Below are 12648 nucleotides of genomic sequence, written 5' to 3'. Positions count from 1 at the left end.
GCCTGGCCGGGGGAATAAGCAACTTATGCCCATTGGGCCTGTTCGACCATCAGCAATCTAGAGAGACGGATGAATATCACCAGCTTTGCGCAACGCGTTTTCCTCTCACTTTTCCTGCTCAGCGCCCCGGCTGCCTGGGCCAATCAGCAAGTGGTGCCTGCCGCACCGCAGTTGGCTGCCAAATCCTATGTGCTGCTGGACGCCGCCAGCGGCAAGGTGCTGGTGGAAAACAACGGTGACCAGCGTTTGCCGCCAGCCAGCCTGACCAAGCTGATGACCGCCTACATCGCCACCCTGGAAATTCGCAAGGGCAAGATCGGCGAGCAGGACCTGGTGCCAATCAGCGAGCACGCCTGGCGTACCGGCGGTGCGGCTTCCGGCGGCTCGACCATGTTCCTGCCGCTGAACAGCCAGGCCACCGTAGACGATCTGCTGCACGGTGTGATCATTCAGTCCGGTAACGATGCCAGTATCGCCCTGGCCGAGTACATCGCCGGCAGCGAAGACGCCTTCGCCGACATGATGAACGAGACCGCTGCACGTCTGGGCATGACCAATAGCCACTTTATGAATGCCACCGGGTTGCCGCATCCGGAGCACTATTCCAGTGCTCATGACATGGCGATTCTGGCCCGTGCCATCATCAATGAAGACCAGGAACACTACGCCATCTACGCGCAGAAGGAGTTCCTCTGGAACAACATCAAGCAGGGCAACCGCAACCTGCTGCTGTGGCGCGACAAGACTGTCGATGGTCTGAAAACCGGTCATACCGAAGAGGCTGGTTACTGCCTGGTAGCTTCAGCGGTGCGTGATGGCGCGCGGATGATCACTTCGGTGTTTGGTACCGTCAGTGAATCGGCCCGCGCTGCTGAAACCCAGAAGCTGCTCACCTATGGCTTCCGCTTCTTCGAAACCCGCACCTTCTACAAGCAAGGCCAGGAGCTGGCTCAGGCCCAGGTGTGGAAAGGCACCGTGCGTCAGGTTAAAGCCGGCCTTGGTGCTGATCTGAGCCTGACGCTGCCGAAAGGTCAGCTGGAAAAATTGCAGGCCGGCATGATCCTCAACCCGCAGCTCACCGCCCCGATTACCCAGGGTGATGTGATTGGTAAGGTTGAAGTGAAACTGGGTGAAGAAGTGGTGCACAGCGCCGATCTGATTGCCCTTGAGGTTGTCGAGGAAGGCAGCTTCTTCCGTCGCCTGTGGGATAGCATCAGCCTGTTCTTCTTTGGATTGTTCAACTGATAGCGTGACCAGCGCGCCCCTACCGACCTGCAGGGGCGCTGTTGTTGCCACGGCTTACGAGGCCGTTACTGCCATGACCGACGTCAAATCGCACAAAATCGAATTCCCCTGCGCGGACTACCCGATCAAGGTGGTCGGTGACAGTGGCGAAAACTACAAGAGCACGGTGATCGAGATACTTAGCCAGCATGCCAAGGTCGATCTCAGCACCCTGGCCGAACGCCAGAGCAGCAACGGCAAGTACACCACCGTGCAGCTGCATATCGAAGCCACCAGCGAAGATCAGCTACGCGATATCAACAGCGCCCTGCGCGCGACCGGTATCGTGCATATGGTGCTGTAATGAGCCTGTCGCTCGGCTTTCGTGAGCTGGGCCAGGTCGACTATCAGCCTACCTGGCATGCGATGCAGCGCTTTACCGACAGCCGTAGCGCGGATACGCCTGACGAAATCTGGCTGCTCGAACACGCGCCGGTATTTACCCAGGGCCAGGCCGGCAAAGCCGAGCATGTGCTGTTTCCGGGAGATATTCCGGTGGTACAGGTCGACCGTGGTGGTCAGGTGACCTACCACGGCCCCGGCCAGCTGGTCGCCTACCTGCTGCTGGATGTGCGTCGTAGCGGTATCGGTGTGCGTGAACTGGTGAGTCGGATCGAGCGCAGCCTGATTGATCTGCTGGCCAGCTATGGCGTCAGTGCCAATGCCAAGCCGGACGCGCCGGGTGTGTATGTGAATGGCGCGAAGATCGCCTCGCTCGGCCTGCGTATCCGCAACGGTCGCTCTTTTCATGGCCTGGCGCTGAATGTGGATATGGATCTGCAGCCGTTCCAGCGCATCAACCCTTGCGGTTATGCCGGCATGGCCATGACTCAGCTCGCCGATCTGGTGGCTGAGCCGATTGATATGTCCGAGGTCAGCGCGCGGCTGCGTGAGCAACTGGTCAAGCACCTCGATTACGCGCAGCAGCAGAGTCTGGCGAGCGCAATCGACTGTTAAGCCGGGTTGGGCGGATACACAAACGCCTGACTTCAGGCAGAGCCCCAGGTCAGGCGTTGTGTGGCTCAATCAGTTCAGATTGAGGGCCGGGATCAGGCTGTTGTTAAGCTCTTGGCCCGGTACGGGCACCGGCGCGGCCAGGCCCAGGTTGTTCTTCTCGAACACCTTGTCGGCGCGGTAGCTGGAGCGCACCAGCGGGCCGGCAGCGACTTCCATAAAGCCTTTTTCCAGGCCGATCTCGCGGAAACGATTGAACTCTTCCGGGCTGACCCAGCGCTGCACCTTCAGGTGGTTGCGCGTGGGTTGCAGGTACTGACCGAGAGTGAGGATGTCGACGTTGATGGCGCGCAGGTCATCCATGGTCTGGATGATCTCTTCGTCGGTCTCGCCCAGACCCAGCATCAGGCTGGTCTTGGTCAGCACGTCCGGGCGGTGACGTTTGGCGTGGGCCAATACGTTCAGGGTTTTTTCATAGCCGGCACGTGGGTCGCGTACCACGTGAGTGAGGCGTTTGACCGTCTCAACGTTCTGCGCGAACACTTCGAGCCCGGAATCCACTACCCGTTCGATAGCCGCTAGGTCGCCGTCGAAGTCCGGGGTCAGGGCTTCTACCACCACCTGCGGGGTGTTGTTCTTGATCGCTCGTACACAGGCCGCGTAGTGACTGGCACCGCCATCATCCAGATCGTCGCGGTCCACCGAGGTCAGCACGATATAGCGCAGGGCCATCAGCTCCACCGATTTGGCGGTGTTCTGCGGCTCTTCCAGGTCCAGCCAGCCATTGGGGTTGCCGGTGTCAACTGCGCAGAAGCGGCAGGCGCGGGTGCACACCGAGCCCATCAGCATGATGGTGGCGGTGCCGTTGGACCAGCATTCGCCCATATTCGGGCAGTGGGATTCCTGACACACGGTGCTCAGGCGGTGTTCGCTGACATTGCGCTTGACCGCCTCGAAGCGGCTGCCGCCAGGTGCCTTGACGCGGAGCCACTTGGGTTTGGGCTCGAACACTTGAGGCTCGCTGGAGGCGCGGCGCTTCTGGCCGTCCTTGATCGCGGTGATGCCTTGGCTGGTACGGAATTTTTCGCCACTGGCGACGGTTTTTGGCGGGGAGGTATCGGACATCGGCAATCTGGGCTCCGCTAGAGGCTCCGTGAACGAGGCGGCTTGTGGCCGCCGCGCAGCTTATCACAGAAGCTGACCGTTCAGTCCGGCGGGCGCTGTGCGGTTCAGGCAGGCGCTCCGTAGGCAAGCGCGCAGGGTTACTGCTGCAACTGGTTGGCGAACTGCTCTACGGCCTGCACCACCTGCTTGGCGCCTTCCTGGATTTCCACAATGACCGTGCCCGCCTCATTGGCCAGGTCCAGGCCTTGCTCTGCCTGCTGGCGGCTGCTGGCCATGCTGCTCACTGCCTGTTGCGCCAGGCTCTGGTTTCTTTGCACCACGTCGACGATTTCCTCAGTGGCCTGACTGGTGCGTCCTGCCAGTTGCCGCACTTCGTCGGCCACTACGGCGAAACCGCGGCCCTGATCACCGGCTCGTGCGGCTTCGATGGCGGCGTTCAAGGCCAGCAGATTGGTCTGTTCGGCAATGCCGCGAATGGTCTGCATGATGGTGCTGATCAGTTGCGACTGCTTGTCCAAGGCCTCGATGCCCTCGCTGGCTTCCTGCATTTGCCGGGCGATACGCTGCATGACGGCGACGGTCTGGCTGACCACGCTGGCACCTTTGTTAGCGCTGGCGTCGGTGTGTTGCGAGATGCTGTAGGCCATGTTGGCGGCATTGGCCACGGCCTCTTCCTGATTGACCTGCTCGGTAATCACGGAGGCAAACTTGACCACCTTGTAGAGCTTGTTGTGGTTGTCGACGATGGGGTTGTAAGAGGCTTCCAGCCACACCGTGCGGCCCGCGCTGTCGATGCGCTTGAAGCGCCCGGCAACATATTCGCCGCGGTTTAGGCGCGCCCAGAAGTCGTGGTAGCCATGGGAGTTATATTCCTCCGGCTCGCAGAACTGGCGATGATGCTTGCCTTTGATCTGTTCCAGGCGATAGCCCATGCCATCGAGAAAGCGCTGGTTGGCAGTGAGGACTTCGCCGGCCAGGTTGAATTCGATCACTGCAGTTGAGCGCAGCAACGCATCGATCAGGCCTTCATGCTCGCGGGAGGTGGTGATGGTGCGGGTCAGATCGGTGGCAAAACAGGCAAAATAGAGCAGCTCGCCACGACTATTCAGTACGGGCTGCCAGACGGCGCGGAGCCAGGCTTCCTGGCCGTTGCCGCGCAGCAAGCGAAAGGCACCATTGAGGTGTTTGCGCTGGCGCAAGGCCTGCTGCAGATTTTGGTAGTTGGGCTCTGTATGGAACGATGTGGGAATCAGCGATTCCAGCGCGCGACCCAGCAGGGTGCTGCGCTCGTAGTGCATTTCGCGGAGGAAATCGTCGTTGGCATGGCGAATCGTGCCGTTCGGGTCGATCTCGATTACCAGCATTTCACTGTAAATCGAGTCGCGGATCTGCCGCAGGCTGGCCAGCTCTTCACGCAGTTCGGCCAGTTCCTCTTTGAGCTTGTTATTGAACATCGCAAGGCACCTTGTAAAACACCGGTTGGCTGACCCCTGAGGGAAGTAGGAGCGTCCTTGCGTGTTATCGGCAGTAGGCATCATCGCTCAAGTGTAGTTGAGCAATGATGTCAGGCTGGGGCGGTGCGGGGGCTTAGCGGAGTTTTTGCAGCAGCTCATGGCTGGGATAGCCATCGGCGGGCAGGCCGAGGCTCTGCTGAAAGGCCCGAACAGCCTTGCGCGTGTTGGCGCCGATAATGCCGTCTGCCGGGCCAGGCTCATAGCCTTTGCTGGCCAGCAGTTCCTGCAGTTCGATGCGTTCGCTGCGCCCCAGTTGGCGGTCGTTGCGCGGCCAGGCGGCCTGCACGCCGGGGTTGCCATCCAGGGCATCGCTGAGCAGGCCGATGGCCAGGGCGTAGGCGGTGGAGTTGTTGTACTTGAGAATGCTGCGGAAGTTGTTCAGCAGCAGGAACGCCGGGCCGCGATGGCCCGCAGGCAGAAACAGCGTGGCCTGGCTTTGCTCGTTGGTATCAATGGCTCTGATCGGGTTGATCCCGAGGATGCGCCATTGCGCCAGGCTGCGGCGTATTTCCGGGTCAGCCAGGGCGTAGTCGAAGCCTTGTGGCAGGTTCACTTCAAAGCCCCAGGGTTGGCCGTTTTCCCAACCCGAGGCTTGCAGGTAATGGGCGGCAGAGGCAAGGGCGTCAGGGGTGGAACTCCACAGATCACGCTTGCCATCGCCATCAAAATCCACTGCATGCTGGTTGAATGTGGTCGGCATAAACTGGGTTTGCCCCATGGCGCCGGCCCATGAACCGATCAGACCCTGCGCTGGGCCGTCGCCGGCTTGCAGGATCTGGAGTGCGGCGAGCAGCTGGCTGCGCCAGAACACCTGACGGCGACCGTCGTAGGCCAGGGTGGCCAGCGAGCGGATAACGTTATGGCTGCCGATATTGCTGCCGTAGTTGCTTTCCATGCCCCAGATGGCGATCAGCACTTCATGGTCTACGGCGTAGGTGCTGCGGATGGCTTTCAGGGTTGGGCGGTGTTGGGCCTTGAGCAGGCGGCCCTGGGCGATGCGCGAGACCGAGACGGCGCCATCGATGTATTCCCAGACCGGGCGGGTGAATTCCGGTTGACTGTTGTCTGCGGCGATAACCTTGGGGTCCAGGGTGATGCCAGCGAAGGTGCGATCAAACAGTTCGGCATCGATGCCGGCTGCAATTGCATCGCTGCGCAGCAGCATGCGCCATTCGTCAAAACTGAGCAGGGGGGCTGGCGCGAGCGCGGTAGCTGCCGGCTGGCTGACGGTTGCCGGAGGCGGCGTAATCGCTGCGGCGGCGAGTGGTTGTGCAGGTGCTTCTGCGCAGGCGGTCAGGAGCAGCAGGGCGCAGGCGGTGGCGCTATGGGACAGGCCACGAAGAAACAGGTCAGGCATGGTGGTCTCGGCACGTTTCGCAGGCCGTAACCTTAGCATGATTGGGCTGATGTGCGGGTGCTGGCGGGCTGCGGCGGGCTTTTCAGGCGGCCAGAAAGTATGAAGCCTCCCAGTTTTGCTGGGAGGCTTCGCGGCGGTAGCTGCCTTTGCCTTTGCCGGGTGTTTCCTGGCGTGAGCGAAACAGCGGTTGGGCGATCAGGGATTTGGCCTTGTTCGGCCGGTGTTTGCGGTTCTTCGCCATGTTCATTCCTCGGGGCGTGACCTGCACGGTGCAGGCGCGCGCAGCATGCACCGCGCTCTGGAAAATGTCCAGATTCCGGGGGTTAGCGGTTCAGGCCCAGGCGCTGGCCGCAGATGTTCAAAGTCAGCAGGCCCAGGCCGCTCCAGGGATCGCCTGGCGCTTGCCCCTTGATCTGTGCGTCGATCTGTTGAGCGTCCTGCAGCAAGGCCGCCCAGCGTGAGGCGGACAGGCGTTGCAGGGCTTTGCTGACCAGTGGCCGGCGCTTGTCCCAAACGGGGGGGCGGGCCGAACTGAAGGCTTTTTCCAGGGGCATGCCCTGAGCGTACTGCTGGGCGATGGTTGCCAGCAGGCGTATTTCGCGGGCCAGGGCCCAGAGAATCACCGGTGGTTCGACGCCTTCGCCGCGCAGCCCTTCGAGCATGCGCAGGGCGTGGGCGGCTTCGCCATTCAGAGCCGCGTCGATCAGGCCGAATACATCGAAGCGTGCGCTGTCGGCGACCGAGGCGTGTACGGTGTCGACGTCGATCTGCGTGCCTTCGGCGAGCAGCTTGAGCTTTTCGATTTCCTGGGCGGCGGCGAGCAGGTTGCCTTCGACGCGTACGGCAATCATGTCCACGGCTTCGGCGCTGGCACTGAGGCCTGATTGCGCCAGGCGCTGGCGAATCCACTGCGGCAGCTGGCTGGCCTCGACCGGCCAGATTTGCACGAACTGCGTCTGCGCGCCTTCGATCAGCGCCTTGCCCCATTTGGTCTTCTGTGCGCTGCCATCGAGCTTGGGCAGGCTGATCAGCAGCACGGTGTCTTCGGCGGGGCGGGCGAGGTATTCCAGCAGCGCGGCTGCTCCCTTGTCGCCGGGCTTGCCGTTGGGCAGGCGCAGTTCCAGCAGGCGTTTGTCGGCGAACAGTGACAGGCTGGCGCCGGCCTGTAGCAGGTTGCCCCAGTCGAAGTTGTTGTCGGCGTTGAACACCTGACGCTCGCTGAAACCCTGTTGGCGGGTCGCGGCGCGAATGGCATCGGCGGCTTCCTGGCAGAGCAGCGGTTCATCACCGCTGACCACGTAAACCGGGCTCAGGTTGCCCTGCAGGTGTTTGCCGAGTTGTGCGGAATTGAGCTTCATGGGGGCGCAGGGCTGGGCCGCAGGTGCGGCCCGGCAAGCTTACTGGGCGGGAATCGGCAGCTGAATCGGCGACTGCTGCGGTTGCGCGGCCTGTTGTTGGCGAGCGGCTTCCAGGGCGTCAGCTTCGGCTTTGGCCTTGGCTTCTGCGGCCTGTTGCAGCTGGTCGAGCTGGTCCGGGCTGACCTGTTGCAGGCGCTGCACCAGTTGCTGGACCAGTTCGCGGTTCATTTCCTGGCGCAGCTGAGCCGCTTCCTGGTCACCACCGATCAGGTTGTTGCCGTCCTGGGTGTAGTAGCTCTGCACTTCCAGCTTGTTGCTCATCAGCAGCAGGTCTTTGCTGCCCCGAATCTCGTATGTGAGGGTCTTGGTCAGTTCGTATTCGGCGGTGCGGGCTGCGCTGGTAAAGCTGGCGGCGCGCTGGTTTTCCTGCTCGTCACTCAGCACCAGGCGATAGGGGGCGCCCGGGTAAACGCGCACACCGTTGTTCTGCAGCACGTCGCGCACCTGGTTGACGGTTTCGCCATAGGCGTTGCGCGCGCTGACGTCGAGTTCCTTGAGCGCAAACTGTACGTCACCCGTGCCACGCAGCTGGAAGCCGCACGCGCTGAGCAGTACAGCCAGGCCGATTACCATCAGATTCCGTTTCATCATTCTCTTGTATCCCCTTGGAGAGTCACGGCGCCATGCAGGCATGGCGCCGAGCTTAATCAGTTGGCGACGATGTTGACCAGCTTGCCCGGTACCACGATGACCTTGCGGATGGTCACGCCTTCGGTGAAGCGTTGCACGTTCTCGTTGGCGCGGGCTGCCGCCTCGACCTCTTCGCGGCTGGCACTGGCGGCAACGATGATTTCGCCGCGCAGCTTGCCGTTGACCTGAATAACCAGGGTCAGACTGTCCTGCACCAGAGCGCTCTCATCCACCTGTGGCCAGGCAGTGTCGATGATCGCTTCTTCATGGCCCAGTTCCTGCCACAGCTGGTGGCTGATATGCGGAGTGATTGGCGCCAGCAGCAGGGCTACCGCTTCCAGGCCTTCCTGGAGCAGGGCACGATCTTGCGAGGTGGCGTGTGCGGCCTTCTCCAGCACATTCATCAGGGTCATCACCTGGGCGATGGCGGTGTTGAATTTGTGGTGCTGGCCAATATCGAAACTCGACTGTTTGATCGCCAGGTGAATCGCGCGGCGCACGGCTTTCTGCTCGTCATCCAGGCTGGTGACATCCAGCGCCCCGGCAACGCCCAGATTGACGTGCTGTTGCGCCAGGCGCCAGACGCGGCGCAGGAAGCGGTTGGCGCCCTCGACGCCAGCGTCCGACCATTCGCAGCTCATGTCGGGCGGCGAGGCGAACATCATGAACAAGCGGCAGGTGTCAGCGCCGAACTGATCGATCATCGACTGTGGGTCGACGCCGTTGTTCTTCGACTTGGACATCTTCTCGGTGCCGCCGATTTCCACCGGCAGGCCGTCGGCTTTCAGCTTGGCGCTGATGACCTTGGCCTTGCTGTCGCGCTCCAGCACAACGTCCGCCGGGTTGAACCAGTCCTTGCCGCCGTTTTCCAGGGTGCGGTAGTAGGTGTCGGCCACCACCATGCCCTGAGTCAGCAGATTCTTGAATGGCTCGTTGGAGGACACCAGCCCTTCGTCGCGCATCAGCTTGTGGAAGAAGCGTGCGTAGAGCAGGTGCAGGATCGCGTGTTCGATGCCGCCAATGTACTGATCAACCGGCAGCCAGTGGTTGGCCGCTTCCGGATCGACCATGCCGCCGGTGTAATGCGGCGAGGCGTAGCGCGCGTAATACCAGGACGATTCGACGAAGGTGTCCATGGTGTCGGTTTCACGCTTGGCTGGCGCGCCGCATTTAGGGCAGCTGCACTCGTAGAATTCCGGCATCTTCGCCAGCGGGCTGCCGGCGCCGTCCGGCACCACGTCTTCGGGCAGCACCACCGGCAGTTGGTCTTCCGGTACTGGCACGTCGCCGCAGGTGTCGCAGTGGATGATCGGGATTGGGCAGCCCCAGTAACGCTGGCGGCTGATGCCCCAGTCGCGCAGGCGGAACTGGGTCTTGCGTGCGCCATGGGCGCTGGTTTCCAGGTCGGCGACTATGGCGTCGAAGGCGGCAGTGAAGTCCAGGCCGTCGTACTTGCCGGAGTTGATGGTGGTCAGGCCGGCCTTGTCGCCGTACCAGTCCTGCCATTGGCTGGTGTTGTAGTCCTTGCCTTCGCCGGCATAGACCTGCTTGATCGGCAGGTCGTACTTGCCCGCGAATTCGAAGTCGCGCTCGTCATGTGCCGGCACGGCCATCACCGCGCCTTCGCCGTAGCCCCACAGCACGTAGTTGGCGACGAATACCGGCAGCTTGTCGCCGGTCAGCGGATGAGTGACGAACTGGCCGGTGGCCAGGCCCTTCTTCTCCATGGTGGCCATATCGGCCTCAGCCACGGAGCCGGCCTTGCACTCGGCGATAAAGGCGGCGATGGCCGGATTGGATTCGGCAGCGCGCTGCGCCAGCGGGTGTTCGGCGGCCACGGCGACGTAGGTGGCGCCCATGAGGGTATCGGGGCGGGTCGAGTAGACCTTCAGTTGGCCGTCGATACCGATGCTGGCGACGTCGTAGTCGAACACGATGTCAGCACCGAAGCTCTTGCCGATCCAGTTGCGCTGCATGGTCTTGACCTGCTCGGGCCAGCCATCCAGCTCATCCAGGCTGCTCAGCAGCTCTTCGGCGTAGGCGGTGATCTTGAAGTAGTACATCGGGATTTCGCGCTTCTCGATCAGCGCGCCCGAACGCCAGCCACGGCCGTCGATGACCTGCTCGTTGGCCAGTACGGTCTGGTCCACTGGGTCCCAGTTGACGGTGCCGTTCTTGCGGTAGATCACGCCCTTTTCGAACAGACGGGTGAACAGCCACTGCTCCCAGCGGTAGTAGTCCGGCTTGCAGGTGGTGACCTCGCGGGTCCAGTCCACTGCCAGACCCAGCGATTTCAGCTGGCTCTTCATGTATTCGATATTTTCGTAGGTCCACTTGGCCGGTGCGACCTTGTTCTTCATTGCGGCGTTTTCCGCCGGCATGCCGAAGGCGTCCCAGCCCATCGGTTGCAGCACGTTCTTGCCTTGCATGCGCTGGTAGCGGGCGATCACGTCACCGATGGTGTAGTTGCGCACATGGCCCATGTGCAGCTTGCCGCTCGGGTAAGGGAACATCGACAGGCAATAGAAGGTCTCCTTGCCTGGCTGTTCACTCACTACAAAGGATTTCTGCGCATCCCAATGGGATTGCGCGGCGGCTTCGATTTCACGGGGCGAATACTGTTCTTGCATGGCTACCGGCGCTGGGAATAAGGGCTTGCGGGAAACGCCGTAGCATACATGAGCCCCGCTTATTCAGGGAAACCCTGATTGCGCCGCCGCCAGCCGCGGGTTGGCCTGCGTTCGCCGTTTGTCGCGAGGGGCTGCTGGTCAGGGGGCGAGCGCTAAGCTTGCAGTAGGGAGCGGCATTGTGCTCCTGGGCGAGGTGATGGATGGCAGAGTTAAGGCGTGGCGGACCGGCTGGCGGGCTCTATGAGCGACTGCTGCAGCGCCTGGCCATGGCCCTTGACGAAGCGGACAGTCTCAGTGCATTGACCGCGCAACCGCCGGTGGAACTTGAGCTACGTGGCCTGACCGCGGCGGAAATGGAGTTGATCCGCGCTTACCTCAACCGCGACCTGGACTGGCTGCGTGGCTGGCATGCGGCAGCGCAGGAAATGGCGCAGATCGAGCAGCTGCCGAGCTCGCGCAAGGTCAGCCGCTGCGGCCACAAAGCCACGGCAGCGCTGCCTGGCAAGGTCAAACCCCTGCTTAAACGGCGCTTGCAGCTGTGTTGCGCGCTGTGCGGCACCGTGGCCGGCTGGCAGTCCGGTAATGGTGTGCAGGCCTGCAAGGCGTGCGGTTCGCAGTTGTTTCGGGCGAGCAATCATCGATAGGGTCTATTGCCATTTCCTCACAACCGCGCCGGGCCTGTTTTAGCGCGAGGCATGGCGTGAGGCGCTAAATCTGGTTATTCAGGTGGCAATCGTGAAACGCCACGCGCTAAAACAGGCCCAGCCCTTCGGGTTGCGCGGAAAATCTCACCATGCGGTGTTGTGGGACTTGGCAAGGGAACAACCATTACCTGCGTCCCACGCCTAGCCTGGCGAGATTTTGCGCAGCAACGCGGCTTGTGCTGAAACGACAACAGACCCTAGGCTGCGCGCACCCAGGTGAGGTGCCCCATGCCGATTCGCTACATCCTCAAACAGTTCTTTCTACCGCCAGGCCTGTTCCTGCTCTTGCTTTTGGCCGCCTGGTGGCTGCGGCGGCGTTTTCCGCGCGTGGCGGCGGCTTGCCTGGTTGCCGGGCTGGTCGGTATGTGGCTGTTCAGTTTGCCGGTAGTGGTCGAATATTCCGCGCGCGTGCTGGAAAGCGAGCCGGCATTGCATGAGCGGCACTGGTTTGATTTGGCTCAGCAGGCGGATGTGATTGTGGTGCTGGGTGGCGGCCGTGAATTGGCTGATCCCGGCTGGGGCGCGGATCAGCCCAGCCTGCTGGCGTTGGAACGGGTGCGTTTTGCCGCACGCTTGGCCAAGGCCTCGGGTTTGCCGCTGCTCACCAGTGGCGGGTTGCACTTTGGCGCACCGCCCAGTGAAGCGGCGTTGATGGCTGACGTGCTGGCGCGTGATTACGCCTTGCCGGTGCGTTGGCAGGAGGGCTTAAGCCGCACCACCTGGGAGAACGCGACTCATAGCGCAGAGCTGCTGAAACAGGTTGGGATTACCCGCGTGGTGCTGGTGACCCAGGCCTGGCATATGCCCAGGTCACGCTGGAGTTTCGAACAGGCGGGTTTGCAGGTAATCAGCGCGCCGATGGGCTTTCTCGGTACGCCCAATGGCCGACCTGCTGGCGGCTGGCTGCCGGAAAGCAAGGCGGTCTGGCAGAACGGTTTGCTGCTTAACGAGGCCGTTGGCTTGCTGGGCTATCGGATGTTCTACCGAGGCCCGGCGCAAGAATAAGCCCCAGCTGGCCAGGGCTCACATCAT

Annotated in this window: 11 protein-coding genes and 2 pseudogenes; 5 read left to right on the top strand and 8 right to left on the bottom strand. The window is 62.0% G+C overall.

Annotation, left to right across the window (positions count from 1 at the left end):
• Nucleotides 1-69: 69 nt before the first annotated feature.
• The 3 genes from ACOCLD_RS18950 (at nt 70) to lipB (ending at nt 2241) form a co-directional block, all read left to right on the top strand.
• Entirely contained in the window at nt 70-1245 is a 1176-nt protein-coding gene (locus ACOCLD_RS18950; RefSeq protein ID WP_422910274.1) for a D-alanyl-D-alanine carboxypeptidase family protein, read from the top strand.
• A gap of 73 nt (nt 1246-1318) precedes the next feature.
• Complete coding sequence (locus ACOCLD_RS18945; protein WP_422910273.1) at nt 1319-1588, top strand: DUF493 domain-containing protein; 270 nt, start codon at nt 1319-1321, stop codon at nt 1586-1588.
• Complete coding sequence (gene lipB, locus ACOCLD_RS18940) at nt 1588-2241, top strand: lipoyl(octanoyl) transferase LipB (protein WP_422910272.1); 654 nt, start codon at nt 1588-1590, stop codon at nt 2239-2241. The genes ACOCLD_RS18945 and lipB overlap by 1 nt, the downstream gene beginning before the upstream one ends.
• Before the next feature lie 69 nt (nt 2242-2310).
• On the opposite strand, the gene lipA is transcribed toward lipB, so the two are convergent.
• From lipA to leuS, 8 genes and pseudogenes are all read right to left on the bottom strand, one after another.
• On the bottom strand, nt 2311-3363 hold the full coding sequence (gene lipA, locus ACOCLD_RS18935; RefSeq protein WP_422910271.1) for a lipoyl synthase: 1053 nt from the start codon (nt 3361-3363) through the stop codon (nt 2311-2313).
• 137 nt (nt 3364-3500) lie between these two features.
• Nucleotides 3501-3935 (bottom strand): annotated as a pseudogene (locus ACOCLD_RS18930) (methyl-accepting chemotaxis protein); the annotation flags it as partial.
• 105 nt (nt 3936-4040) lie between these two features.
• Nucleotides 4041-4817 (bottom strand): annotated as a pseudogene (locus ACOCLD_RS18925) (PAS domain-containing protein); the annotation flags it as partial.
• Between the two features lie 133 nt (nt 4818-4950).
• Nucleotides 4951-6234: a lytic murein transglycosylase gene (locus tag ACOCLD_RS18920; RefSeq protein WP_422910270.1), complete on the bottom strand. Its 1284-nt coding sequence runs from the start codon at nt 6232-6234 to the stop codon at nt 4951-4953.
• Nucleotides 6235-6316: 82 nt separating this feature from the next.
• The gene (gene arfA, locus ACOCLD_RS18915; protein WP_257777730.1) at nt 6317-6475 is read right to left on the bottom strand and encodes an alternative ribosome rescue factor ArfA; all 159 of its coding nucleotides are present in this window, start codon (nt 6473-6475) and stop codon (nt 6317-6319) included.
• 82 nt (nt 6476-6557) lie between these two features.
• Nucleotides 6558-7592, bottom strand: coding sequence for a DNA polymerase III subunit delta (gene holA / locus ACOCLD_RS18910; protein ID WP_422910269.1), 1035 nt, complete (start codon nt 7590-7592; stop codon nt 6558-6560).
• A gap of 39 nt (nt 7593-7631) precedes the next feature.
• Entirely contained in the window at nt 7632-8243 is a 612-nt protein-coding gene (gene lptE, locus ACOCLD_RS18905; RefSeq protein WP_422910268.1) for an LPS assembly lipoprotein LptE, read from the bottom strand.
• Nucleotides 8244-8299: 56 nt separating this feature from the next.
• Nucleotides 8300-10912 (bottom strand): leucine--tRNA ligase, encoded by a 2613-nt coding sequence (gene leuS, locus ACOCLD_RS18900; RefSeq protein WP_422910267.1) that lies wholly within the window; start codon nt 10910-10912, stop codon nt 8300-8302.
• Nucleotides 10913-11112: 200 nt separating this feature from the next.
• Between leuS and ACOCLD_RS18895 the strand changes: the two genes are divergently transcribed.
• Nucleotides 11113-11556 carry a hypothetical protein gene (locus tag ACOCLD_RS18895; protein ID WP_422910266.1) on the top strand — a complete coding sequence of 148 codons (444 nt, stop codon included), beginning with the start codon at nt 11113-11115 and terminating at the stop codon, nt 11554-11556.
• A 288-nt stretch (nt 11557-11844) separates the two neighbouring features.
• The gene (locus ACOCLD_RS18890; RefSeq protein WP_422910265.1) at nt 11845-12621 is read left to right on the top strand and encodes a YdcF family protein; all 777 of its coding nucleotides are present in this window, start codon (nt 11845-11847) and stop codon (nt 12619-12621) included.
• The last annotated feature ends 27 nt before the right edge of the window (nt 12622-12648 follow it).

The organism is Pseudomonas cimarronensis, from assembly GCF_049331905.1.
Classification (GTDB): Bacteria; Pseudomonadota; Gammaproteobacteria; order Pseudomonadales; family Pseudomonadaceae; genus Aquipseudomonas.
This window is presented reverse-complemented; position numbering and strand designations above follow the sequence as displayed.

What these genes read in the sequence shown, in the direction of transcription:
- ACOCLD_RS18950 (WP_422910274.1), top strand. Translation starts at nt 70, where the DNA reads ATGAATATCACCAGCTTTGCGCAACGCGTTTTCCTCTCACTTTTCCTG.
- ACOCLD_RS18945 (WP_422910273.1), top strand. Translation starts at nt 1,319, where the DNA reads ATGACCGACGTCAAATCGCACAAAATCGAATTCCCCTGCGCGGACTAC.
- lipB (WP_422910272.1), top strand. Translation starts at nt 1,588, where the DNA reads ATGAGCCTGTCGCTCGGCTTTCGTGAGCTGGGCCAGGTCGACTATCAG.
- lipA (WP_422910271.1), bottom strand. Translation starts at nt 3,363, where the DNA reads ATGTCCGATACCTCCCCGCCAAAAACCGTCGCCAGTGGCGAAAAATTC.
- ACOCLD_RS18920 (WP_422910270.1), bottom strand. Translation starts at nt 6,234, where the DNA reads ATGCCTGACCTGTTTCTTCGTGGCCTGTCCCATAGCGCCACCGCCTGC.
- arfA (WP_257777730.1), bottom strand. Translation starts at nt 6,475, where the DNA reads ATGGCGAAGAACCGCAAACACCGGCCGAACAAGGCCAAATCCCTGATC.
- holA (WP_422910269.1), bottom strand. Translation starts at nt 7,592, where the DNA reads ATGAAGCTCAATTCCGCACAACTCGGCAAACACCTGCAGGGCAACCTG.
- lptE (WP_422910268.1), bottom strand. Translation starts at nt 8,243, where the DNA reads ATGATGAAACGGAATCTGATGGTAATCGGCCTGGCTGTACTGCTCAGC.
- leuS (WP_422910267.1), bottom strand. Translation starts at nt 10,912, where the DNA reads ATGCAAGAACAGTATTCGCCCCGTGAAATCGAAGCCGCCGCGCAATCC.
- ACOCLD_RS18895 (WP_422910266.1), top strand. Translation starts at nt 11,113, where the DNA reads ATGGCAGAGTTAAGGCGTGGCGGACCGGCTGGCGGGCTCTATGAGCGA.
- ACOCLD_RS18890 (WP_422910265.1), top strand. Translation starts at nt 11,845, where the DNA reads ATGCCGATTCGCTACATCCTCAAACAGTTCTTTCTACCGCCAGGCCTG.